This is a genomic window from Paenibacillus mucilaginosus 3016 (assembly GCF_000250655.1).
In the GTDB taxonomy this organism is placed as follows: Bacteria; Bacillota; Bacilli; order Paenibacillales; family NBRC-103111; genus Paenibacillus_G; species Paenibacillus_G mucilaginosus.
The window spans coordinates 555,414-578,155 of record NC_016935.1; the positions used below are offsets into that span (position 1 = coordinate 555,414).

Annotated in this window: 18 protein-coding genes and 1 pseudogene; 16 read left to right on the plus strand and 3 right to left on the minus strand. The window is 58.0% G+C overall.

Annotated elements, in window-relative coordinates; genetic code table 11:
- Positions 1-24 precede the first annotated feature (24 nt).
- The 9 genes from PM3016_RS02480 to folE all read left to right on the plus strand — a co-directional run bounded on the left by PM3016_RS02480 (position 25) and on the right by folE (position 9,121).
- Entirely contained in the window at positions 25-3,189 is a 3,165-nt protein-coding gene (locus PM3016_RS02480) for a S8 family serine peptidase (RefSeq protein ID WP_014368325.1), read from the plus strand.
- Positions 3,190-3,421: 232 nt separating this feature from the next.
- A complete protein-coding gene (locus tag PM3016_RS02485; RefSeq protein ID WP_014368326.1) occupies positions 3,422-3,859 on the plus strand; it encodes a GNAT family N-acetyltransferase in 438 nt (145 codons plus the stop codon).
- A gap of 322 nt (positions 3,860-4,181) precedes the next feature.
- Positions 4,182-4,733 (plus strand): DUF402 domain-containing protein, encoded by a 552-nt coding sequence (locus PM3016_RS02490; RefSeq protein ID WP_014649225.1) that lies wholly within the window; start codon positions 4,182-4,184, stop codon positions 4,731-4,733.
- Between the two features lies 1 nt (position 4,734).
- The gene (gene lepB / locus PM3016_RS02495; protein WP_013914327.1) at positions 4,735-5,325 is read left to right on the plus strand and encodes a signal peptidase I; all 591 of its coding nucleotides are present in this window, start codon (positions 4,735-4,737) and stop codon (positions 5,323-5,325) included.
- Between the two features lie 21 nt (positions 5,326-5,346).
- Positions 5,347-6,603: a tRNA epoxyqueuosine(34) reductase QueG gene (queG, locus tag PM3016_RS02500; protein ID WP_014368327.1), complete on the plus strand. Its 1,257-nt coding sequence runs from the start codon at positions 5,347-5,349 to the stop codon at positions 6,601-6,603.
- Positions 6,600-7,145 (plus strand): methylated-DNA--[protein]-cysteine S-methyltransferase, encoded by a 546-nt coding sequence (locus PM3016_RS02505; RefSeq protein WP_014368328.1) that lies wholly within the window; start codon positions 6,600-6,602, stop codon positions 7,143-7,145. The genes queG and PM3016_RS02505 overlap by 4 nt, the downstream gene beginning before the upstream one ends.
- Positions 7,142-8,167: an HD-GYP domain-containing protein gene (locus tag PM3016_RS02510; protein ID WP_013914330.1), complete on the plus strand. Its 1,026-nt coding sequence runs from the start codon at positions 7,142-7,144 to the stop codon at positions 8,165-8,167. Before PM3016_RS02505 ends, PM3016_RS02510 begins: the two co-directional genes overlap by 4 nt.
- Positions 8,168-8,244: 77 nt before the next feature.
- The gene (locus PM3016_RS02515; RefSeq protein WP_014649230.1) at positions 8,245-8,460 is read left to right on the plus strand and encodes a YneF family protein; all 216 of its coding nucleotides are present in this window, start codon (positions 8,245-8,247) and stop codon (positions 8,458-8,460) included.
- A gap of 70 nt (positions 8,461-8,530) precedes the next feature.
- A complete protein-coding gene (gene folE / locus PM3016_RS02520) occupies positions 8,531-9,121 on the plus strand; it encodes a GTP cyclohydrolase I FolE (RefSeq protein WP_013914332.1) in 591 nt (196 codons plus the stop codon).
- 108 nt (positions 9,122-9,229) lie between these two features.
- Here folE and PM3016_RS02525 read toward each other — a convergent pair whose 3' ends face one another.
- Together PM3016_RS02525 and PM3016_RS02530 are read right to left on the minus strand one after the other, a co-directional pair.
- Complete coding sequence (locus PM3016_RS02525; protein ID WP_013914333.1) at positions 9,230-10,507, minus strand: Fe-Mn family superoxide dismutase; 1,278 nt, start codon at positions 10,505-10,507, stop codon at positions 9,230-9,232.
- Between the two features lie 98 nt (positions 10,508-10,605).
- Positions 10,606-11,634, minus strand: a complete 1,029-nt coding sequence (locus tag PM3016_RS02530) for an alpha/beta hydrolase (RefSeq protein ID WP_013914334.1) — start codon at positions 11,632-11,634, stop codon at positions 10,606-10,608.
- 615 nt (positions 11,635-12,249) lie between these two features.
- Between PM3016_RS02530 and PM3016_RS02535 the strand changes: the two genes are divergently transcribed.
- A complete protein-coding gene (locus PM3016_RS02535) occupies positions 12,250-12,993 on the plus strand; it encodes an IclR family transcriptional regulator (protein ID WP_013914336.1) in 744 nt (247 codons plus the stop codon).
- A 196-nt stretch (positions 12,994-13,189) separates the two neighbouring features.
- Here PM3016_RS02535 and acnA read toward each other — a convergent pair.
- A pseudogene (gene acnA, locus PM3016_RS02540) lies at positions 13,190-15,896 on the minus strand (aconitate hydratase AcnA).
- A 244-nt stretch (positions 15,897-16,140) separates the two neighbouring features.
- Here acnA and PM3016_RS02545 point away from each other — a divergent pair.
- The 6 genes from PM3016_RS02545 (at position 16,141) to fabI (ending at position 22,612) form a co-directional block, all read left to right on the plus strand.
- On the plus strand, positions 16,141-17,166 hold the full coding sequence (locus tag PM3016_RS02545) for an amidase domain-containing protein (RefSeq protein ID WP_013914338.1): 1,026 nt from the start codon (positions 16,141-16,143) through the stop codon (positions 17,164-17,166).
- A 120-nt stretch (positions 17,167-17,286) separates the two neighbouring features.
- On the plus strand, positions 17,287-18,435 hold the full coding sequence (locus tag PM3016_RS02550) for a D-alanine--D-alanine ligase (RefSeq protein ID WP_014368329.1): 1,149 nt from the start codon (positions 17,287-17,289) through the stop codon (positions 18,433-18,435).
- Between the two features lie 103 nt (positions 18,436-18,538).
- Complete coding sequence (locus tag PM3016_RS02555) at positions 18,539-18,856, plus strand: hypothetical protein (RefSeq protein ID WP_013914340.1); 318 nt, start codon at positions 18,539-18,541, stop codon at positions 18,854-18,856.
- A 146-nt stretch (positions 18,857-19,002) separates the two neighbouring features.
- A protein-coding gene (locus PM3016_RS41260; RefSeq protein WP_420798945.1) for an IS3 family transposase occupies positions 19,003-20,558 on the plus strand; the annotation gives its coding sequence in 2 pieces (ribosomal slippage) (positions 19,003-19,654 and positions 19,654-20,558; 1,557 coding nt in all).
- 175 nt (positions 20,559-20,733) lie between these two features.
- Positions 20,734-21,726: a UV DNA damage repair endonuclease UvsE gene (gene uvsE / locus PM3016_RS02570; protein ID WP_014368332.1), complete on the plus strand. Its 993-nt coding sequence runs from the start codon at positions 20,734-20,736 to the stop codon at positions 21,724-21,726.
- A 118-nt stretch (positions 21,727-21,844) separates the two neighbouring features.
- Positions 21,845-22,612 carry an enoyl-ACP reductase FabI gene (gene fabI / locus PM3016_RS02575; RefSeq protein ID WP_013914342.1) on the plus strand — a complete coding sequence of 256 codons (768 nt, stop codon included), beginning with the start codon at positions 21,845-21,847 and terminating at the stop codon, positions 22,610-22,612.
- Positions 22,613-22,742 lie beyond the last annotated feature (130 nt).

The window sequence follows — 22,742 nt, forward strand, 5'->3', positions numbered from 1 at the left end:
GAGATAGATGAAGGAGGAGCCGCTATGGATTGGCCCAAACAAAGGCTGGCCTGCGCCGGACTGGCGGCAGCTCTCGTGTTGTCGCCCTTTTTGTCGTGCGCAGCCGACGCAGCGGCAGAGATGGGGACGGCGGAACCGGAGCCGGTACAGGAGAGCGAGCCGATCCCGGCAGCATCAGCCCCGGAGGTCGTGCCGGGCAAGGTGCTTGTCAAGTACAAGAAGACGGCTGAGGCTCCATCGGGCGCACGGATGCTGAAGGCGTCCGGCAAGGTCAGCACTACGGTGACCGTGCAGACGCAGGAGCAGGAGAGTGTGCCTGATGCTGTGAAGCGGCTCATGGAGAATCCGGATGTGGAATATGCCGAGCCGGTATACCGGTTTCATTACACCGATCTGGATTACCGTCCGGCCCTGCCGGTGGAGAAGGGTTCGCTGCTCGGGGCAGGCAAAGGAAGCGGCAAAAGCCTGAAGACTGTGGCTTCGAATGACCCCTACCTCGATTACCAATGGGGATTGTCGGTTACCGAATTGACCTACGGCTGGGAGAGGGTGCAGGGGAATACGGACCGCCAGCCGGTCACGATTGCCGTTATTGATTCGGGGGTGCGGGCGGACCATGAGGACCTCGCCGGCGTCCTGCTGCGGGGCTACGATGTGAAGAACCGGGATTGGAACCCGGAGGATGAGAACGGCCACGGGACGATGGTAGCGGGGCTTGCCGCCGCCCTGACCGATAATGGTGTAGGTATCGCGGGGGCCGCCGGACCGGGTCCTGTGCGCATACTTCCCGTCAAAGTGGGCGGCAGCGGACGGACGGATATCGAGAGCTCCGATGTGGCCGAAGGCATCTACTGGGCGGCGGATAACGGGGCGGACGTGATCAACCTGAGCCTTGGGATGTCCGGTGAGGTACAGGCCGTGAAGGATGCCATCGAGTACGCCTTCAGCAAAAAGATCGTGGTCGTCGCCGCTGCGGGCAACGACAGCAATCACTGGACCGGAGATGAGGCGGGGAACGTGCTCCGGGAAGAGGAGGAGACGGAGGGTGAAGAACTGCCCCGCCGGGCTTACCGCACGCTGTTTCCGGCAAGCATGCCGGGGGTGGTGTCGGTAGGCTCCGTCACCCGTGCGGAAGGAGGCGGCCTGACCATCGCCGACTTCTCGAATATCGGCAGGGTAACGGTCGTTGCTCCCGGCACCTCGATGTACTCGACCCTGCATACCGGGCCGGACGCGGTGGGAATCGGCAACGGGACCTCCTTCTCCGCGCCGCTTGCGGCCGGACTGGCGGCCCTGCTCAAGATGCAGGACCCCGACCTGACCTCTGCCGATGTGGAGCGGATCCTGTCCCATACGGCCCGCAGGCTTGAGCCGCCGGCAGCCAAGGGCAGCGGCTCCTACTCCGCTTCGGCTTATTATGGCGGCGGACTGCTGGATGGAACGGCGGCGTTCACCAGACCCCGGCTGAGCTTGACCGCCTTGAGGACGACTGCCGGGTCGGCAGGCCAGTCGCTTCTTCAGGCGAAGCTGAGGGCGGAGGACGACACGGGCCGGGAGGCCGGAGCGGAAGTGAGCCCGGGAACCGCGGTGCGGGTGTCCATTACAAGCCGTACCGGCGAAAGCAAGACGGTTACGCGGGAGGTGTACCTCGGCCGGACGCTTGAAGAGCGGTTGAACGCAGAGGATGTGTACCACCTTGAGGTGCAGGCGAAGCTTCCGGAGGACCTGGAAGGCAGGTACGTGCCTCCCGGTCCGGTCGTCCTTCTGAAGCGGCCGGGAGCGCCGGAGACTTCACCCGCTGCGGGAAGCTACACCGGCAAGCAGACGGTGGAGCTGAAGACGGTTACGGCCGGAGCCAAGCTCGTCTACGGATTTGCCGGGAGCACCACGGTCTATGACTACACGGGACCGATTACCTTGACGGAGAGCCGCACGCTGGTCGTCTATGCGGTCAAGAACGGCATCGCCAGCGAGCCCCGAAGCTACAAGTATACGATCGGCGCGGGATCTTCGAACAGCGGCGGCGGTTCGTCTTCGGGCACCGGTGTCAGTCAGCCTGCTGCCGGGGAAGGAGGATCTCCCGGGGCGGCGCCACCTCCAGTTACGGTAGCCCCTCCCAAGGAGGAGCTGAAGGAGCGCATCACTTCGGCGAAGGGAGCTCCCGTCACGGTGGATGTGCCGGATAAGGGAGCCGGAGGCTGGGTATTCGAGCTCGCGGGCGAGGTGTGGAACCTGGCCAAGACGACAGGCACGAAGCTCATCATCCAGGGCGACGGGCTGAGCTTCACGGTACCGCCGGGCGCCTTCGACGTAGCGGACGACACCGCCGTGAAGCTGAGTGCCCTCTCGGCTGCGGAGGCCCCGGGGAGGCCGGCATATGCCGAGCCCGCTTCGCCGGTCTATAAGCTGAGGCTGGAGGCCGGGGGGCAGGAGATTACGGCCTTCGAGAAGCCGGTGCTGCTCACCGTCGATTTTGACGGCGGGAAGATCACGGACCTGAACCGCTCCGGGGTGTACCGCTATGAGGAGGAAACGGGGAATTGGGCTTATGCCGGCGGAAGCCCGGAACAGAATCAGTACCGGATCGAGTTGAAGGGCTTCGGCCGGTTCACCGTGATGCAGTGGAACCGTCACTTCGCGGATCTCGAAGGCCATTGGGCCCGGGAGGCCGTCGAGCGGATGGCGTCCAAGGGAGTGGCCGATGGCATGACGGATACGGAGTTTGCCCCTGACGCCGAGGTGACGCGGGCCCAGTTCACGGCCCTGCTCGCCAGGACGCTGCAGCTGCCGCAGAGCGCCGGGGAGCTGCCGTTCGGGGATGTGCCGGAGGATGCCTGGTACCGGCAGGCCCTGGTGAATGCCCTCGCGGCCGGGCTGATCAGTGGAGTGAGCGACACGCAGTTCGCTCCCGATGAGCTGATCACCCGTGAGCAGATGGCGCTCATGCTCGTGAACGCCGGGAACTATGCGGCCGGGCCCGGGAATGGGGCCGTTCTGGCCTCGGCTGAGCCGGTGTCCTTCCGCGACGGGGGGCGGATCAGCGCCTGGGCGGCGGAGGCCGTGAAGAAGGCTGCCGGCCTCGGGCTGCTCAAAGGCATGCCGGACGGTACCTTCGGTCCTGCCAATCCGGCCTCCAGGGGGCAGGCGGTAACCGTGCTGTGCCGTTTGCTGGACCCGGATGCCCCGTAAGAGGATCAGCGGAGGAAAGCCGCTTTTCGGAACGAAAGTCCCGGAGAGCGGCTTTTTCGCGCAGTCAAAAACCGGCATCGTTCGTGAAAACGCTTCAAAATAAAGCGTTTTCAGAAGAAAATTAAAAAAATGTGAAGATTTTTTGCGATTTCTTAAAGATTAAGCAGGAATTTGGGCCGTTTTGTCGTATTTTACTATAATACCAATCTCAGTGGCGGGGAGAGTTCGACTTATGCTTGTGGGTTCCTATCAGGTTCGCTCGTTTCAATTATCGGATTATGTAGCGGTAACCTGTCTTCTCGAAAGCGTGCTGACGGAAGATTGCTACGAAGAAACGATGGAAGCATTTGCGAGACAGCTGTCTTGGGACAGTGAATTGGTTTTGGTTGCAGAACAAGAAGGGGAGATCGTCGGCATCATTGTCGGTACGATCGATAACCACAACGGATACTATTACCGGATTGCCGTGGAAGCCGAGCATCAGCGCAGAGGGATCGGCCAGTCTCTGATCGAATCGCTTCGCCAGCGCTTTATCGGTCGGAAGGTTCGGCGAATTCTCGTTACGGTGGACGCTCATAACGAAGTGGTGCTGCCTGTGTACGAGAAGGCGGGCTATCAGGCCGCCGATTTTTCGCGTGCGCCTCATCGTCTCAGTATAGTAAACGGATAGACCCCACCTGCGGAACTTCATGAAAGTGACGATATAAGCATAACCGGAAGGCTGCGGCTGTTTCGGGGATGCTTTTTTTGTTGTTATGGTATAGAAAAGCGATTTTTGTTATCAGGGTTCGCTCTCTCTCCCTTGAAAGCCGCACCACATACGTTTATGCTAGTAGCAAGATTCCTGCGTCCGGGACCTTCGCTTACACACCCTGGTTCCATGGACGCATGCAGCAAGCCAGTGCAAGACAGACGGAACGGCACATTGTATCAGCAAAACGCAGAGCGCCCCGCCACCTGAAGGCGGTCCGATGCAGAAGGGCAGGCACCTTATGGGAGCATTTCATCCATATTTGATCAAGAGCTTCAAGCACGATGGGCACCTGCACCGGATGTGGCTCAAGAACTGGCTCGTTCCGGACGATCTCCTGCACGAATCCCATCGGGCCGAATCCATGCTGGTGCTGATTAACAGCCAGACGAAGATCGTGGAGGCCGACGGCAAGGAGTGGGTCAGCCGCATACCGGGCATATCCTTTTTTATCCCGAAAATGTGGTTCAATGTAGTAGCCCTGATTGAGGAGCACGGAGTCCGGTACTACTGCAATGTCGCTTCGCCTCCCTACGTGAACAACCGCATTATTACTTATATTGATTATGATCTGGATGTCATCCGGATGCCGGCAGGCGATATTCACGTGGTCGACCAGGACGAATATGAGCAGCATAAGATCCTGTATCATTATTCTTCTATTGTAGACGGGAAGGTGAAGCAGGGGCTGAACGCCCTGCTTGCCAGAGTACGGGCCGGTGGAGCGCCGTTCCAGGACGATCTCGTAATGTTTTATTATGAACGTTGGAAAGAATATGGGGCGGAGGGGTAGCATGGGGCTCCTTCCTGCCAAAGGCATGCAAGAGCAGGAGGAGCAGAAGGCTTCGGCTTCCCCCGAAGGGTCTCTCCGGGAGATCTGGAAGTGGATGAAGCTGACCGCTGCCGGACTCCTGCTCGTTGTCTTCATTCACCAGTATTTTTTTCATTTCTCTACGGTAAGGGGCATTTCGATGGAGCCCACCCTCGTAGAGGGAGAGTGGCTCTTCATTAATAAGACGATCCGCCTGGCCGGTATGCCGCAGCGGGGCGATGTGATCGTCATCAAGCGAAACAGTGAAGAAGAGCGGAAGCCCGTCTTCCTTGTGAAGCGCGTCGTGGCCGTAGGCGGGGATGAGGTGCACATCCGCCGCGGCAGGCTGTATGTGAACGGCGAGGCGGTATCCGAGCCCTACACGGGCACGCCGATCGAGGACGGCGGATTCGAGCCGTATACCATAGAAGAGGGACACCTCTTTGTCATGGGGGATAACCGTCACCGGTATGCGAGCCATGACAGCCGCAGCTTCGGTGCGGTTCCCCTCGAAGAGGTGGTCGGCAGGGCCGAGTGGATCATCTGGCCGCTGGATAAGTGGCGGCGATTGTAGAAGGAAGGAGAGGAAGGGCGCATGGAAGACCGGCATCCAGATCACGATACAGAACTCCCTGCGGGCCTGGCCTCCCTGCCGGACGTCCCCGCCGGAGCGTGGAAGCGGCTCAAGGACAAGCTGCGGAGCGCGGCGCCGGATCTTGGGATCGACAAGATCGGCTTCGCTTCGGCCGAACCGTTCACGGAGCTGAGGGACATCCTGGAGCGGCACCGGGAGAAGGGCTATGAGTCCGGCTTCGAGGAACGGGACATCGCGAAGCGGGTGGACCCGGCACTCACGATGGAGCGGCCGCGGTCGATTCTCTCGATTGCGGTAGCCTATCCGTCCAAACTGCCGAATCCGCCGCGCTCCGAGCCGGGGCGTTACCGCGGAATTCTCTCCCGCTCCGCCTGGGGCACGGATTATCATCATGTGCTGCGGGACCGCCTGCAGAAGCTGGAGAACTGGATTCGCGCCGAAGTGCCGGGGGCCCGTACCGTATCGATGGTCGATACGGGGGTGCTGGTCGACCGGGCGGTCGCGGAACGGGCCGGCATCGGCTGGATCGGCAAGAACTGCTCCGTCATTACGCCGGAATGGGGATCGTGGGTGTATCTTGGCGAGATGGTGACGAACGTGCCTTTCCCGCCGGATGTACCGGTGCTCCAGGACTGCGGGGACTGTACGCTGTGCATCGACGCCTGTCCGACCGGTGCGCTGGTGGGGCCGGGGCAGCTCAATGCCCAGCGGTGCGTCTCGTATTTGACTCAGACCAAGGGCATTATTGAGGATGACGAACTGAAGCGCAAGATCGGCAACCGGCTTTACGGCTGCGATACGTGTCAGATCGTGTGCCCGAAGAATAAAGGCATCCATGCGGATCACCATCCCGAGCTGCAGCCGGATCCCGAGCAGGTCAAGCCTCTGCTGGTCCCTTTGCTGCAGATGACCAACCGCGAATTCAAGGAGAAGTTCGGCACGAGCTCCGCCTCCTGGCGCGGCCGTAAGCCGATCCAGCGCAATGCGATTCTGGCGCTGGGGAACTTCCGCGACCGGGAGGCCCTGCCGGAGCTGCTCCGTGTGCTCCGGACCGATGAGCGGCCGGAGATTCGTGCGACGGCGGCTTGGGCGGTGGGACGAATCGGCGGAGCGGCGGCCGAAGCGGCGCTCCGCGAGGCGCTTGAGCGGGAGACTGACGAAGCGGCGCGGCGGGAGATCGTGAAGGCGCAGGGGCTGGCACAGGAGCAGGAACAGACTGCGGCGCAGGAGCAGCATACAAGGGAGACGGGCGCATGAGTACGATCCGGTATCATGAAATGGATTCCCCGATCGGGGTATTGACGCTGGGCATCAGCGATAGAGACGGCCTCTGCCAGATCGAATTCGGTTCGTTCGAAGAGCATGAAGATCGTCTGCGCAGCTGGTCGGGACGCTTCTTCGGAACAGACATCTGGGGGAGCGATCCGGCAGCGCTGGCGCCTTTCGAGGACCAGCTCCGGCGCTATTTTGCCGGTGAGCTGCGGGTCTTCACGCTGCCGCTTGATCTGCGCGGAACCCCCTTCCAGGTTGGCGTGTGGCAGGCTCTGATCGGGATCCCATACGGAGAGGCGCGTTCCTACAAGGATGTGGCCGAGGCGATCGGGTCGCCGAAGGCCGTGCGGGCCGTCGGCGGGGCGAATAACCGCAATCCCGTCCCGATCGTAGTGCCGTGCCACCGCGTCATCGGGGCGGCCGGCGCCATGGTCGGCTACGGCGGAGGATTATCGATCAAGACCTTTTTGCTCGGACTGGAAGGCTATGAAGGAAGGGCATCTGCAGCGGGAGGCGGACGGATATGAGATATGTGCACATCGACAGCGTCGAGTCGGGCCAATACCTGGGGCGCACGATTTTTACGGCCAACGGGTCCATTCTTCTCTCCGAAGGCGTGCAGCTGACCGTATTCATGATCAATCAGCTCATGCGCATCGGGGTGACCATGATCTATATCAAGGACCAGGAGTTCGAGGATCTGGAGATTCCGGAGCTGGTTTCGGAGGAGACGAAGCGGGCGGTCATGAAACGGATGACCGACACCTTCAACTCCATCCGGTCGGGCAAGGATTTTAATACGAAGAGCCTGAACTTAAGCATCGACTCGCTGCTGGAAGAAGTGATGCAGAACAAAGAAGTGATGGTTCAGCTGACGGACATCCGGACCGAGGACAATGCGATGTATGTCCATGCGCTGAACGTCTGCATGATGTCGGTGCTGATCGGCATCAATCTGGGCCTGCCGGCTTCCCAGCTTCGTGAGCTTGCCATAGGGGCGCTGCTCCACGATGTGGGCAAGCTTGAGCTCATCACGGATGACGAGCACAGCGACAAGCGCCGGCACCATACCTGGCGGGGCTTTGAGGTGCTGAAGAACAAGCGGGAGCTCAGCCTGCTGATCGCCCATGTCGCTTTTCAGCATCATGAGACCATGGACGGAGAAGGGCTGCCGCGCCAGATCCCCGGAGAAGAGATTCATCTCTATGCACGCATCGTGGCCGTCGCCAATACTTACGACAATCTGCTGTTCGAAAAAGAGGGCAAGCGAATGCTGCCCCATGATGCGTGCGAGCGGATGATGGTGCTGGCGGGATCGAAGCTCGATCGTGACATTGTGATCCAGTTCCTGCGTACGGTCTCTATTTATCCGACAGGTGCCTCCGTAAGGCTGACGACGCGCGAGACCGGGGTTGTGGTAGGCCAGCACCGGGGGCTTCCGGGGCGTCCCGTCGTCCGGGTAGTGAAGGGCAGCGGCGACGATCTGGAGATCAAAGAGGTGGATCTCGCGAAGCATACGACGGTGTTCGTCGAATCCGTGCTGATGTAAGGAGGTATTTGTCACTCCTTGTCAGGCATGCTATGATAAAGAAATCCAAATTATCGGTAGAGGTGAACGAACCAATCATGTGGGGATATGTCGTAACCGCGGTAGTCGCTCTGCTGGTCGGAGGTGCGGCCGGATTTTACATCGGCGTGATGTACCTGCGCAGGCAGATGGAGAAAATGCAGAGCAATCCGGAGATGCTCCAGCAGATGGCCAAGCAGATGGGGTATAACCTGAACAAGCAGCAGATGGCCAAGATGCAGCAGATGATGAAGAAACAGAAGTTTCGTCCGTAACCGGGCCTGAAGGCCGCGGGAGCGGTTTGGCGGTCCTCCGAACCGGGGGGCGAAAGAGGAGGGAAAGGCCATGCCGGCCAAAGAATACAGAAATAACCGCGTGATCGAGAACCGCGAACAGATCGAGCACCATGTCCGCGAGATTCTTCGGTTGATCGGTGAAGATGTGGACCGTGAAGGTCTGCATGACACCCCGGCACGCGTAACACGCATGTATGAAGAGATTTTCGCAGGCTATGAAGCCGATGTCAAAGACATCCTCGGCGTGGCATTCGACGAGAAGCACGAAGAGCTGGTCATTGTCAAAGATATCGTCTACTACAGCCAGTGCGAGCACCATATGGCGCCTTTCTTCGGGCGGATCCATATCGGATATATCCCGAGCGGGAAGATCGCGGGACTGAGCAAATTCGCGCGTCTGGTGGAGGCCGTCACCCGCCGCCTCCAGGTGCAGGAACGCATTACCTCGGAGCTCGCCGACATCATCGAAGGGGAGCTGGAGCCCCACGGCTGCATGGTCGTGGTGGAAGGCGAGCATCTGTGCATGTGCGCCCGCGGCGTCAAGAAGCCGGGCAGCAAGACGATCTCCTCGGCTGTGCGCGGCGTATTCCGTACGGATGCGTCCTCCCGTGCCGAGTTCCTGTCCCTGATCAAGGACTAGCCTGTTTCGACCGGAATACAAGAGCGCAGGACCATCTCCCCTGGAGGAGACGGTTCTGCGCTCTTTGTTGTTCAGCCATGGTCCTGGGACGGGGCACAGGGGTGGACATCAAAAAGGAGGCCACTTGAGCCCGCGTGCGGCTTCCAGGCGTTCGTTCACGTGCTCCCAGTGTATAGTGTTCCACCAGGCTTCAATGTAGCGTGCACGGTCGTTCCGGTAGCGGACATAGTAAGCATGCTCCCAGACGTCGAGTACGAGGAGCGGGATGACGTCCCACTGGGATAAGTTCTGGTGCTTCTCCGCCTGCAGGATCTCGAGCCTGTGGCTGCGCGGACTCCAGACGAGAAGCGCCCATCCGCCGCCTTCCACCTTCTCGGCGGCCGCGCTGAACTGCTTGCGGAAAGGGGAGAAGCCGCCGAAGGACTTCTTAAGGTCCGCCGCAATGGTGCCGGTGGGCGGACCGCCCCCTCCGGGCTTCATCACCTGCCAGAACAGCGTATGGAGGTAATGCCCCGCTCCGTGGAAGGCGGTTTCCCGCTCCCAATGCTTCACGAGGGCATAATCGCCGATCTCCCGGGCGCGGGCCAAGGCAAGCTCCGCTTTATTGAGGCCCTCCACATAGCTTAAGTGATGCTTGGTGTGGTGCAGGCGCATCGTTTCTTTGTCGATATGGGGTTCGAGAGCATCGTACGGATAAGGAAGCGGAGGGAGCCGATGTCCGCCGATGGGAACCGGCTTGGCATAAGCCGGGACGGGCCGGATGCCCATGGTCCAGACCCCCTCCTGGGTTGCCGTGGCGCCGGAGCTGTCATAAGGCTCTTCCGGCGGCTGGGCTTCAGACGGATCCCCCCCAGTGTCGTGGGCAGAGAGCGGGTGCCCATCCGATCCTCCCTGTCCCTCTTGTCCGGTCTGCGCGTCGTCTGGTGCGAAGCTTCCCCCGGAGAGTCCCTCCTCGTATGCTCCAGGCCCTCCTGCGGCGGCCTGGAGCACACCGAGGAAGTACTCCGACTCCCGGATGAGATGAAGGAGTATCGCGCGGAGGGGAGGCTGGGTCCGAATCGTTCGGCTTCTCTCCATGAGCAGGTGGAGCTGCCGGACGAAGGCCTGCGATTGGACAGCCGAGGCCTCCAGGAAGCGCCGCACTTCCTGCCGCAGAGCCGGGGAGGCGGGAGCCGGCCTGCGGAGCAAGGCCTCGATCCAGCGCCCGGCGGAGGTTTCGGCCCGGGCCAGCACGACCTCCCATTCCTGCAGCAGCCTTTTGTAGTCGGGTTCAAGGGCGGGGGCCAGCTCGCGGATGACGACCGTATGCTCACGCTCCTGCCCTTTCCAGAAGCGCGTCTCCTCGAGCAGTCTGAGCGGCGTGAGCGCACCGTAAGCATACTGCATGAACAAAAAACCTCCCCATCCGTTACCGTAAGGAGCCGGCCTGGTCCAGGTGCGGCTCCATCGGAAACAGTGTATTCGGGGAGGTTCTGCGGTATGTGTCACCGGCTCTGTCCGTGCTTCACGACCTCGGGCGATCCGGTCGAGAGCGTCTGCAGGAAGCCGGTCGTCATCTGCAGGTAGGTTTTCTTGTGAGCGCGGTAGATCAGCTCATGGCCGTCTTTCTCCAGCAGCCACAGCTGCGACCCGGACTGGTCCTTCTGGAGCTGGTAGATGCTCTCCACCATGTTCCAGGGCGCTTTAAGGTCTTCCTTGCCGTGAATGAAGAAGATCGGGATATCGTACTTCGTTTCCTTCACCGTCTGGTAAGGCACCTGGTTCAGGCTGACGCCGTTGAGCAGAGGGAAGAACATATGAACGAGCCCTTGCGAGAACTTCGGCAGATTGGCAACCTGCTTCATGTTGTGGTACAGGGTCTCGGGCTCCAGAACGAAGGTGCTGTCGAGGATCATGCCATCGATGTCCTTCGTTAGCAGAGCGGCCTGCAGGGCGGTGCCGGCTCCCATGGAGAAGCCCCAGACGTAGACCCGGTCCGCGCCGCGGTCTTTGGCGTACTGCACCGCACCCAGCAGCTCCTGGGATTCCCGAAGACCGCCGGTAACGTTCCAGTCCGGCTGCACGTAGCCGTAATCGAACATCACAACGTTGAAGCCCATTTTATGCGCAGCTTTGGCCAGATCGTAGATCGGCACCCAGATTTCTTCACGGTTGCCGCCGTAGCCGTGGGAGAAGACCACCGTCTTGCGGGAGTTGGCCGACTCCATCTCGGACGGGATATACCAGCCGGACAGGGTAGACGATCCGTTCAAGCTCGGGAAGGTGATGTCTTCGTACGCCGTTCCGATCGACAGGGCCGGATTGGATCGCAGCGGATCGATATGCGGCCGGGCGAGCGTCCAGGCGATATATGCATGGAATGCCATCAGGAGGCTGAATAAGAGCAGCAGAACGGACAGCAGGCCGATCAAGAGGCCCTTGTGCCGGCGGACGAAGGTTCGTCTGACAGCGGTTTCAACGGTGGTGGGGTTTATGGGTACAGATGAATAGGATGATGAAGAATTGGTTTCCATAGCGGTTCCCTCCCAAGGAAGTGAGCTGAGATGACTGGTTGCGGCAGACGACGCAGGCGGGGCCCTGATCCACTTCGATCCTGGCAGCTTTCGGTCCGGCGTACCGGAAGGGAGAGGCTGTTGCAATCGCTAAGGAAAACATCCGATGGAGGATGGCAGGCTCCAACCCGATCCGGACGATATGATCGGATAGGCCGGCATGAACCGGGATATACATAAGAATGCGGCAGGCGGTTTTTCCAATAATATCGGTGGAAGCGGTCCGTTTTCTTTAAAATAATTAAGAAGCTTTATCTCACCAGGGCTCGATTCGGTCATCTTATATTTCTAAAACGCGCTCATTGTCCTCGAAGGACGGTGAAGCCGTTTATCTTGCATATAAGCTGAATAATCAGATAATTTACTTCTATTTCTATAGTAAAGGGACGAGGGCGTTCCCGTCAATGTTCGTCGAAAATTGTAAGCCTCCTGTAATCTTGCCGTAACATACGCCGGTTTGGGACAATTCCCGATGCGGGTATAGGGGGATGCGGGAGGAAACGATATAGGAATATCAGCCAAAATGGGCTATAATAGATTTCAACCAGTGAAACGATATTTCGGGGGGTGAAAGGAATGGAAGATGGCAAATTAACGGTTCGTGCGGTGGAGCGGGCTCTCGATATTCTGCTCTGCTTCACGGAGGCGGAGGATTTGAGCCTGACGGAGATCTCGGCCCGGGTAGGTCTGCACAAGAGCACGGTCCATCGGCTGCTCGCCTCGCTTGAAGGCAAGGGCTTCATCATCCGCCATCCGGCTACAGAGCGGTACCGGCTCGGTTTCCGGATCTGGGAGCTGTCCGCGAATCTGACCCACAGCGACGACCCTGCCGTCATCCTGCTGCCTGAGCTGGAGCGGCTGCGCGACCAGCTGGGGGAGACGGTCTCGCTCTATGTGCGCGACGGCCTCGAACGCGTGCGCGTGCAGGCCGTGCAGAGCAATCAGGCCATCCGCCGCGTCGCCCCGATCGGAGCCCGGCTGCCGCTCTATGTCGGCGCCTCGAGCAAAGTGCTCGTGGCCTTTGCCGATCCCGCGGAGCAGCAGGCGCTGCTGGCGGACCCGGCCTGGCCGCCCGCTTCAGACCCCGCCGCTTACGAGCAGCAGCTGGCGGAGGTACGCTCGCTGGGCTACGCTACCAGCGTCGAAGAACGCGAGCCCGGCGCCGCCGCCGTCTCCGTCCCCGTCTTCGACCGGGCGGAGAAGCTGGTCGCCGCGCTCGCGGTGTCCGGCCCCTCCAACCGGCTGACGGTGGAGCTGATGAAAGAGCACGCGCCGCTGCTCATGGATGCGGCCCGGCGGATGGGGAAGATGCTGCGCTGAGCCGCAGCATCGGTTTCTGCCGCAGCCCCTTCTTGCAAGGGGGTCTGCAGCGGAACCCCTCCTTTCAGGCTGCCGCCCATTCCCGAATTTTTCTATATGTATGTCAAAAAAAGCCTTAGGGCCCTCTCTCCGGAAGGAGAGAAGCCCAAGGCTTTTTGGTGTAACTTGATGGTCAGCTTGCCGGCCAGCGGGATGCTTACGCCATGATCTGGCGAAGCACGGTTTGCAGAATACCGCCGTTACGGTAGTAGTCTACATCCACATAGCTGTCGAGACGGGCGATAACTTCGAAGGAGAAGCTTGTTCCGTCTTCGCGGGTTACGTTGACCGTTACTTTTTGACCCGGCTGAACATCGTTGCTCAGACCTACGATATCGAACGTTTCGGTACCGGTCAGGCCGAGCGTGCTCCAGCCTTGGCCTTCCTGGAACTGCAGCGGCAGAACGCCCATGCCGACGAGGTTGGAACGGTGAATCCGCTCGAAGCTTTCGGCGATAACGGCTTTGACGCCGAGGAGGAACGTACCTTTGGCCGCCCAGTCACGGGAGGAGCCGGTGCCGTACTCTTTACCTGCGATAACGACCAGGTTCGTGCCCTGCTCTTGATACTTCATGGAAGCATCGTATACGGACATGACTTCGCCGGTTGGCAGGTAAGTCGTTACGCCGCCCTCAGTGCCCGGAGCCACTTGGTTACGGATCCGGATGTTCGCGAAGGTACCGCGCATCATCACGTCGTGGTTACCGCGGCGGGAACCGTAGGAGTTGAAGTCTTCTTTCTTCACGCCGTGCTCCATAAGGAATTTACCCGCTGGGGAATCCGGCTTGATGTTACCTGCAGGCGAGATGTGGTCCGTTGTAACGGAATCGCCGAGCAGGAGCAGCGTTTTGGCGCCGCGGATATCGGCGATGTCGTTGAGTTCCGAACCGAGGTTCTCGAAGAACGGCGGGTTGGCGATGTACGTGGAGTTGTCGTCCCACTCGTACAGCTCGCCTTCCGGTACGTTGATCGCGTTGAAGCGCTCGTTGGAACGGAACACGTTCGCGTACTTCTCGCGGTACAGGTCCGCACTCATGCCCTGCGTGAACGCTTCGGCGATCTCTTGAGCCGTAGGCCAGATGTCCTTCAGGTAGACAGGCTCGTTCTTCTGGTCATAGCCGATCGGATCGTTCGCGAGGTCAATGTTCACGGTGCCGGCCAGCGCGTAAGCGACGACGAGCGGAGGCGATGCCAGGTAGTTGGCTTTCACCTGAGCGTGAACGCGGCCTTCGAAGTTCCGGTTACCGGACAGCACGGCCGCGACCGTCATATCGTTGTCGGCAATGGCACGGGACACTTCTTCAGGCAGCGGACCGGAGTTCCCGATGCACGTTGCGCAGCCGTAGCCTGCCACGTGGAAGCCAAGGGCTTCGAGGGACTCGAGAAGTCCGGCTTTGCGCAGATACTCCGTTACGACCAGGGAGCCTGGCGTCAGGGAGCTCTTCACGTAGCCTGGCTTGCGCAGACCGCGGGCAACGGCTTTCTTCGCCACGAGACCTGCACCGAGCATTACGCTTGGGTTCGAAGTATTCGTACAGGAAGTGATCGCTGCGATAACAACCGCTCCTGTGCCCATCTTGCTCACTTCACCGTTCACATGAGGAACATCCACCACTTCGGCGATCTTCTCATCGGAGAGGCCGTAGCCGCCTTTGTCGATCGGTGTGCGGATGATGCTGTTGAACGATTCCTTCATGTTCGTCAGCTCTACACGGTCTTGAGGACGCTTAGGACCGGCCAAGCTTGGTACAACGGAACCGAGGTCGAGCTCCAGCACGTCGCTGAATACCGGATCCGGCGTATCGTTGGTACGGAACAGGCCCTGCTCTTTATAGTAAGCTTCCACGAGAGCGATCTGCTCTTCGCTGCGGCCCGTGTTGCGGAGGAAGTACAGGGATTCCTGGTCAACCGGGAAGAAACCGATCGTTGCACCGTATTCCCGGAGCCATGTTGGCTACAGTCGCACGGTCCGCCAGGGAGATGTTGCTGAGGCCCGGGCCGTAGAACTCGACGAATTTGCCGACAACGCCTTTTTTACGGAGCATTTGGGTAACCGTCAGAGCCAGGTCCGTTGCCGTAGCGCCTTCGGACAGAGTGCCTGTCAGTTTGAAGCCGATAACTTCTGGAGTTACGAAGTAGAGCGGTTGACCGAGCATGCCGGCTTCCGCCTCGATTCCGCCGACGCCCCAGCCTACGATACCGAGACCGTTGATCATCGTCGTGTGGGAGTCCGTACCTACGAGAGAATCCGGGAATACGAATTCTTCGCCGTTAATGGTGCGGGTTGCCGCAACGGATGCGAGGTACTCCAGGTTGACCTGGTGAACGATCCCTGTGTCCGGCGGTACGGCACGGAAGTTATCGAATGCGGTTTGAGCCCAGCGCAGGAAGCGGTAGCGCTCTTCGTTGCGCTCGAACTCGATTTTCTCGTTGAACTCGAGAGCGTCTTTGGAGCCGAATGCATCCACCATGACGGAGTGGTCGATAACAAGGTCGACCGGAACGAGCGGGTTGATGCGCTTCGGGTCTCCGCCGGCGCGCTTCATTGTATCTCTCATGGCGGCCAGGTCAACTACAACCGGTACGCCAGTGAAGTCCTGGAGCACGATACGTGCGGGAATGAACGGAATTTCTTTATTCGGGTCGCGGTCGGAAGCCCAGCTCGCGATTTGCTTCACATGCTCTTCCGTAATCGCTTTGCCGTCGAATTGGCGGAGAGCCGCCTCGAGAAGAACTTTGATCGAGAAAGGCAGATTGGAAATGTCGCTGCCTTGTTCCTGGAACGCCTGCAGGCTGTAGTAGTTGTAGGTTTTGCCGCCTACTTCCAGCTGTTTGCGGACCGAGAATTGGTCTTGGTTAGACATGGTAGCCTTTTCCTCCTTCAGGTTATGAATCAGCTGCTTTGCCCTCGTTTCACTAAGTGAAACACGATTTCAAAATTAGCTTACCCTTAGTATACAATGGGAGTCCCATTTTCGTAAAGGTCGAATTCGTTCATTTTTGCGACTCTCCGCGCATACGATGGGACTAACGCCGCCCGCCTGTTTTCCGCGCATGAGCTCGTCCGTTCGGGTGCTTACCTCACTTATCGAAAGGGGCTGCAAGCCGTTGAGCTGGAGAACGACTCTCTACGACTATGTACATCACCGCAACCGGATGGACATTGAGCATTCCGTAGAACCGATGCTGCCGTTTGTAAGCGATGAAGCGTATCTGTCGGCCGAGCGGTCCAGACTGGCCCGGCGTCTCGACAGTGATCGGGAGAGAGGCCTGCTGCCCGTCAAAACCGAGACCCGGCTCTCCATCAGACAGACCGTCCCTTACAAAAACGGGATTGCCGCCGACTGTGTGCTGAAGCGGATCGCCGTCGGGCAGATCGGGCTTGAAGCTTACGAGGAACAGCGGGTCGAACAGGAACGGATCTGCCTGGCGCCGTCTCCGGACGGCGAAGCGTGGACGATTCAGCGGGTTGAGCCGCTTCTGGGGGAGCAGAGACTCCGGCTGAAGACGGCCCATCCGGGCGCGCTGCTCGAAGCCGATGACGAGTTCGAACATGTGGGTCTGATGCGTGCTCCTTCCGTACCCCTGCTCGGACCGGGGGTGGCTCCGCTTGCCGGTACCGCCTCACGCCGCTCCTACAACCGCGGGGAAGCGGTGCGGTACGCCGACAAATGGTGGGACGGAAACAACCCGGCCTATATCGCATTTGAAGTAGACTGCACCAGCTACATCTCCCAATGCCTCTTTGCAGGGGGGGCACCGATGAACTATACTGATAGAAGGGATGCGGGCTGGTGGTACAAAGGCAGGCTCGGCGGCCAGGAACTGTGGAGCTTTTCCTGGGCGGTGGCGGAGAGTTTGCAGTTTTACCTCCGAACGAGCCGCAGCGGGCTTCGCGGACAGGAGGTTGTTTCCGCGGGTGAGCTGGAGCCGGGCGACGTCATTGCCTATGACTGGGACGGGGACGGCAGGTTTCAGCACAGCACGATCGTCACGGCCAAGGATGCGAACGGGATGCCGCTGGTCAACGCACACACGGTCAGCTCACGGCGCCGATACTGGGATTACAGAGATTCCCATGCATGGACGACGCGGACACAGTACCGCTTCATACATATTTCGGATGCATTATGATGACGATGGGTGAGCCATCCCTTTACCGTAGGTAGGGTTCGCTAATTCGGGCGGGCCCATGCACTGCTTTTCTTCTTTCTGATCTCAGGGACGACAGACTTCATTAACCGGAGGGTACTTATGAGCAAAATTCGCGTAGGCCTGATATACGGAGGCAAATCCGGAGAACATGAAGTGTCTCTCCAGACCGCTCTTGCCGTTACCAAGGCACTTGACTTGAGCAAATATGAGGTTCAGCCTTTTTACATAACCAAAGAGGGAGACTGGCGCTCCGGCCCCCAGCTTACGGCACCCGCAGATTCGGTGGATGCCCTCACCTTCGGGTCGGCTTCTTCTTCGAACGAAACCGGCACGTTTGCCCTTCAGCCGCTGTTCGGTTCATCCGCTGCGGCCAAGGCTTCCGGTAACCCGGCGGTTTCCGGGTCTGAGAGCGGAGCCGCTGCCGGACCGCTTGATGTAGTGCTTCCGCTGCTTCACGGCACCTTCGGTGAAGACGGAACCGTTCAGGGTCTTTTGGAGATGGCCAATATCGCGTATGTCGGAACGGGCGTTCTGGCCTCCGCCGTCGGCATGGATAAGGTCATGATGAAAAAGGTATTTGCCCAGGAAGGTCTTCCGCAGTGCGTATTCCGCCATTTCACGAAAAGCCAGTGGGAGAAGGACAACGCGTTCTTTATTATGGAAATTGAAGTGGCCATCGGCTATCCGTGCTTTGTCAAACCGGCGAACCTGGGCTCCAGTGTCGGGATCAACAAGGCGCGCAACCGCGATGAGCTTCTGTCGGCCATTGCGGAAGCGTTCCGCTACGACCGCAAGGTCATTGTGGAAGAGTTCATCGATGCCCGGGAGCTGGAAGTGGCTGTGCTCGGCAATGACGAGCCTCAGGCTTCGGTGGTCGGGGAGATTGTTTCATCCGGCGAATTCTACGACTATAAGGCCAAGTATATCGACGGCAAGTCCTCGATGATTATTCCTGCGGAGATTGATTCCGAGCAGGCTTCCCGGATTCGTGATCTGGCGGTCCGTGCGTTCCAATCGATTGACGGCACCGGTTTGTCCCGTGTGGACTTCTTCCTGCGCAAGGACAACGGCGAAATCTACATTAATGAAATCAATACGATGCCCGGCTTTACTCCATTCAGTATGTATCCGCTGCTCTGGAGAGAGTCCGGCAAGCCTTACAGCGAGCTTCTCGACGATCTGGTCCGTCTGGCGATCCAGCGTCATGAGGAGAAGCAGCGCCTGCAGTATTCCTTTGACCTGACATAGCTTTGCCCGCAAGCCGCCGCTTCTGCTGCGGCTTGCTTCGTTTGGCGGCATCCCTTATGCTAGGGTTAACGGGGTATGCCTAATCGAGAGGAGCGACCGGTCCATGGGATTCCAAACCGAATTTAATTCCGTCTGCAAATTCAAATCCGAGCAGGAGCTGTACGAGCTGCTTGAATACGGCCGCGGCAAAATGGTCAAAAGCGGTTTTCGCGTGTTTCCCGCCGGACAGAAGGTTATTGCCTACACGCCGGGCAACCAGGCGATCGCCATCGTCAAGATTCTGGCTTCCATTGCGGAGATCAACTTCCAAGGGGAAGAAGTCACCCAGGTGGAGATGGAGCTGGTGCGCCGGCTGACGGAGGAAGAAGCGCGGATCCAGACAGCTTTGGCTCACGAGATGTTTTTCGGGGAGCAGGAATAGCTTTGTACTCTTAATGACAAGCGGCGTTAACGATCAAGCTCGTAAAGAATCGCACGCCAAAGAGCAGTTCACCCTGTATGATACGCTCCCCATACGGTAGACAGGTGAAATAATAAAAAACCTGTTACTGTAAGGGGAGCTTTTTCATGTCTAAAGAAAAATACTGTGCTACGGAGAAACTTGCTATCCTTGAAGAAGTTTCAAGTGGAAAAATTGGTTTTATCGCTGCAACCAAAAGATACGGTATGAATAAAACAACTTTAATGAAATGGCAGCGTCGTTATAAGCTATATGGGTATGAAGGACTGGAAAGAAGTACTCGCAATCGAAGTTACAGCGCTGAGCTGAAGCTTCAAGCGGTGAAAGATTATGTAGAGGGTGGATTGTCAAAATACCGGATCATCGACAAATACAGGATCTCAAGTACAACGCAGCTTTCTAACTGGATTAAGAAGTATAATGGTCATAGCAGCTTAAAAGCCTACAAAGGGGAAGCACAAGCTATGACAAAGGGTCGCTCTACTACGTGGGATGAGAGGATCGATATCGTCCACTATTGCCTGGCACATCAGCATGACTATCATAAGACAGCTGGCCAGTTTCAGGTCTCCTACCAGCAAGTATATCAATGGGTGAAGAAATTCGAAGCCGGCGGTGCGGATGCTTTAAAGGATGGCCGGGGGCGAAAGAAGGCGCCGGAAGAGATGACGGAGGCAGATCGCCAGAAGCTCGAGATGAAGAAGATGGAATACGAAATGGAGAGGCTTCGGGCGGAGAATGCATTTCTAAAAAAGTTACGGGAAATCCAAAGGAGGCGAAGCTAAGCCAATATCGCCAAGAGAACGTCTACCTTGCCATCCAAGCGCTTCAGGAAGAGGAGTCGATCAGCATTCAACTTCTGTGTGAAGTCGCAGGAGTTGCACGCTCAAGCTATTACAAATGGTTAAACCGCAAACCCAGCTCTCGTGAGCAGGAGAATGAGCGGCTGACAAAGATGATGATGTCCATATATGAAAAAGTAGAGAAAACCTTTGGGTACCGCCAATTAACACTCCACATGCGCAAGGAAACCGGACAGACGATTAACCATAAACGCGTGTACCGGCTGATGAAAGTCAAGGGAATCCAGTCGGTCATCCGCAGGAAGAGAAAGAAATACCCTCATTCTACTCCCCAGCACGTGGCCGAGAATGTGCTGAATCGTAATTTCCAAGCAGCTGAACCCAATGAGAAATGGGTAACGGATGTAACAGAATTTAAATACGGCAACGGTCAGAAAGCGTATTTAAGCGCGATTCTCGATCTTCATGATAAATCCATCGTCTCCAGAGTAGTGGGGCATTCCAACAACAACCCACTTGTTTTCGAGACGTTGAAGCAAGCCTTGCAAGCAGCTCCAGGAAGCAAACCAATGCTTCATAGTGACAGAGGATTTCAATACACTTCACTTGACTTCAAAAAGCTTTTGGACGATAACGAACTGACTCAAAGTATGTCCCGGGTTGGGCGGTGTATCGATAACGGGCCGATGGAATCCTTCTGGGGGACCTTAAAATGCGAGAAGTATTATCTACACACTTACCAAACCTTTGAGGAGCTTGAGAGAGACATTCTGGCTTACATCGATTTTTACAATAACGAACGATTACAAGCAAAACTAAACGGCCTCAGTCCAATGGAATACAGGACCAAGGCCGCTTAAGATTTTTATTTTTTGTACTGTCTACTTGACGGGGGGCTGTTCAGTAGCGGGGAGGGCTGCTCTTTTTATTGGTGTCTGCTGGGTCAGCCGCCCTGCTGCGAGGGCGGTTTATGGAGAAGGGCCGGATCGGGTATCCTAGATCCATACAACTGGACCAAGTGGGGAGCGTGAAGGTGTGATAGTCCGTTTGGGTTACGTAGCCATGTCGGTCATGGTGAAGAACGCTTCGCCTTCCAAGACGATGACCTATACCCATTTCGAAAAGCTCGGGGACCGGGAAGCCGCGATCCGCAAGCTGGAAAGGATTGCCTCGGAGAATATCCGCAATACGCAGCGCCTTCTGAAGCATAACCGGGCCTATGATATCGAAATGTACCGCATCTCCTCCAAGCTGATTCCGCTTTTGGGGCATGAGGGATTGGGGGACTGGGATCCGATCGAACGGCTGTCGGGTGATTTTGCCGAGCTCGGCCAATATGCCAAGGACAATCGGATGAGGCTTTCCTTTCATCCCGATCATTTTACCGTGTTCAGTACTCCGAGGGAGGACGTTCTCCGGAGTTCCAGAGCCGATCTGGACAGGCATGTAAGGATGCTCGAAGCCATGGGGCTGGATGCGTCGGCCAAATGCAATATCCACGTCGGCGGAACTTACGGCAATAAGGACTCCGCCCGGGCCCGGTTCCTGGAACAGTTCGGCGCCCTGCCCGAGAGGATCCGCGAGCGGATGACACTGGAGAACGACGATAAAACCTTCAATGCCCTCGAGACGTTGGAGATCTGCGAAGAGGCGGGTGTGCCGATGGTGCTCGATATACATCATGATGCGGTCAATCCGGGAGAGGTACCGGCAGCGGAGCTGTGGCCAAGGATTCTACAGACCTGGAAGGGTCAGAAGGAGCAGGAGGACGGAAGCGGTTCTCCGCGCGATCTGCCGCCCAAGATTCATGTCTCCAGCCCCAAAAGCGAGAGCGACCCCAGAGGGCATGCCGATTATATAGAGACCGGCGTGTTTATGGATTTTGTGCGTGCCGTCGCTCCGCTTACACCGAGACTGGACGTCATGCTGGAGGCCAAGATGAAGGACGGCTCCCTTATTCAGTTGGCCGAGGATCTTAAGAAGGAGCCGAATATTACCATGCTCTCTCAGGCGTCGTTTGAAATCTAGGCCCCGGATGAATATGGCTGGGGACCGGTCCAAAGTTCTCTTGAATCTTCTGGCAAAATACGTTACCTTGAGGTAAGCAAAGGGTACGAGCCTATAAGCGACAGGGGGACGTAAGGATATGAGTTTGGTTGCCGGAAAGAATATCGTGGTAATGGGCGTGGCTAACGACCGCAGTATCGCTTGGGCGATCGCCCAGTCTTTGGCGGCTCAGGGCGCAAGACTGGTATTTACTTATGAGAACGAGCGGGTGGAGGAGCGGGTACGCAAGCTGGCCGGCACCATTGAGGGAGCATCAATTCTCCCCTGCAACGTAACGGATGACGCGGATATCGATCGTCTGGCCGAGAACCTGCGGGAGCAGTTCGGCGTTCTTCACGGCATTGTACACAGCATTGCTTTTGCGCGGACGGAAGAACTCGAGGGGATGTTCGTGAATACTTCCCGCGACGGGTTTGCCCTCGCGCATGACATCAGTGCCTACTCTCTTGTTGCGGTAGCCCAAAAGCTGTATCCGCTGATGACCGAGGGCGGCAGCGTGATGACCATGACGTATCTCGGGGCGGAACGCGCCCTGAAAAATTATAATGTGATGGGGGTGGCGAAGGCGGCTCTGGAAGCCAGCGTCCGCTACTTGGCCAATGATTTGGGCCAGTTCAACATTCGGGTGAACGCCATCTCCGCGGGTCCGATCCGTACGCTTGCGGCCAAGGGAATCAAGGACTTCAATTCCATCCTGAAGACGGTGGAGGAGAAGGCGCCGCTGCGCCGGACGACCGAAGCGGCCGAAGTGGGCGATACCGCCCTGTTCCTCATGAGCAACCTTTCGCGCGGCATCACGGGCGAAGTAATTTATGTGGACAGCGGGTATCATATTATTGGCGTGTAGTCTTGCAGAAGACCGTCACTGTCACTGACAGGATGGTCTTTTTGCTTTTTTGTCACAATACCTAAGCGGAATTGGACGAAACGCCGTAGCCAATCCTGCGTATATTCTCTATACTAGAATGCATACGTTG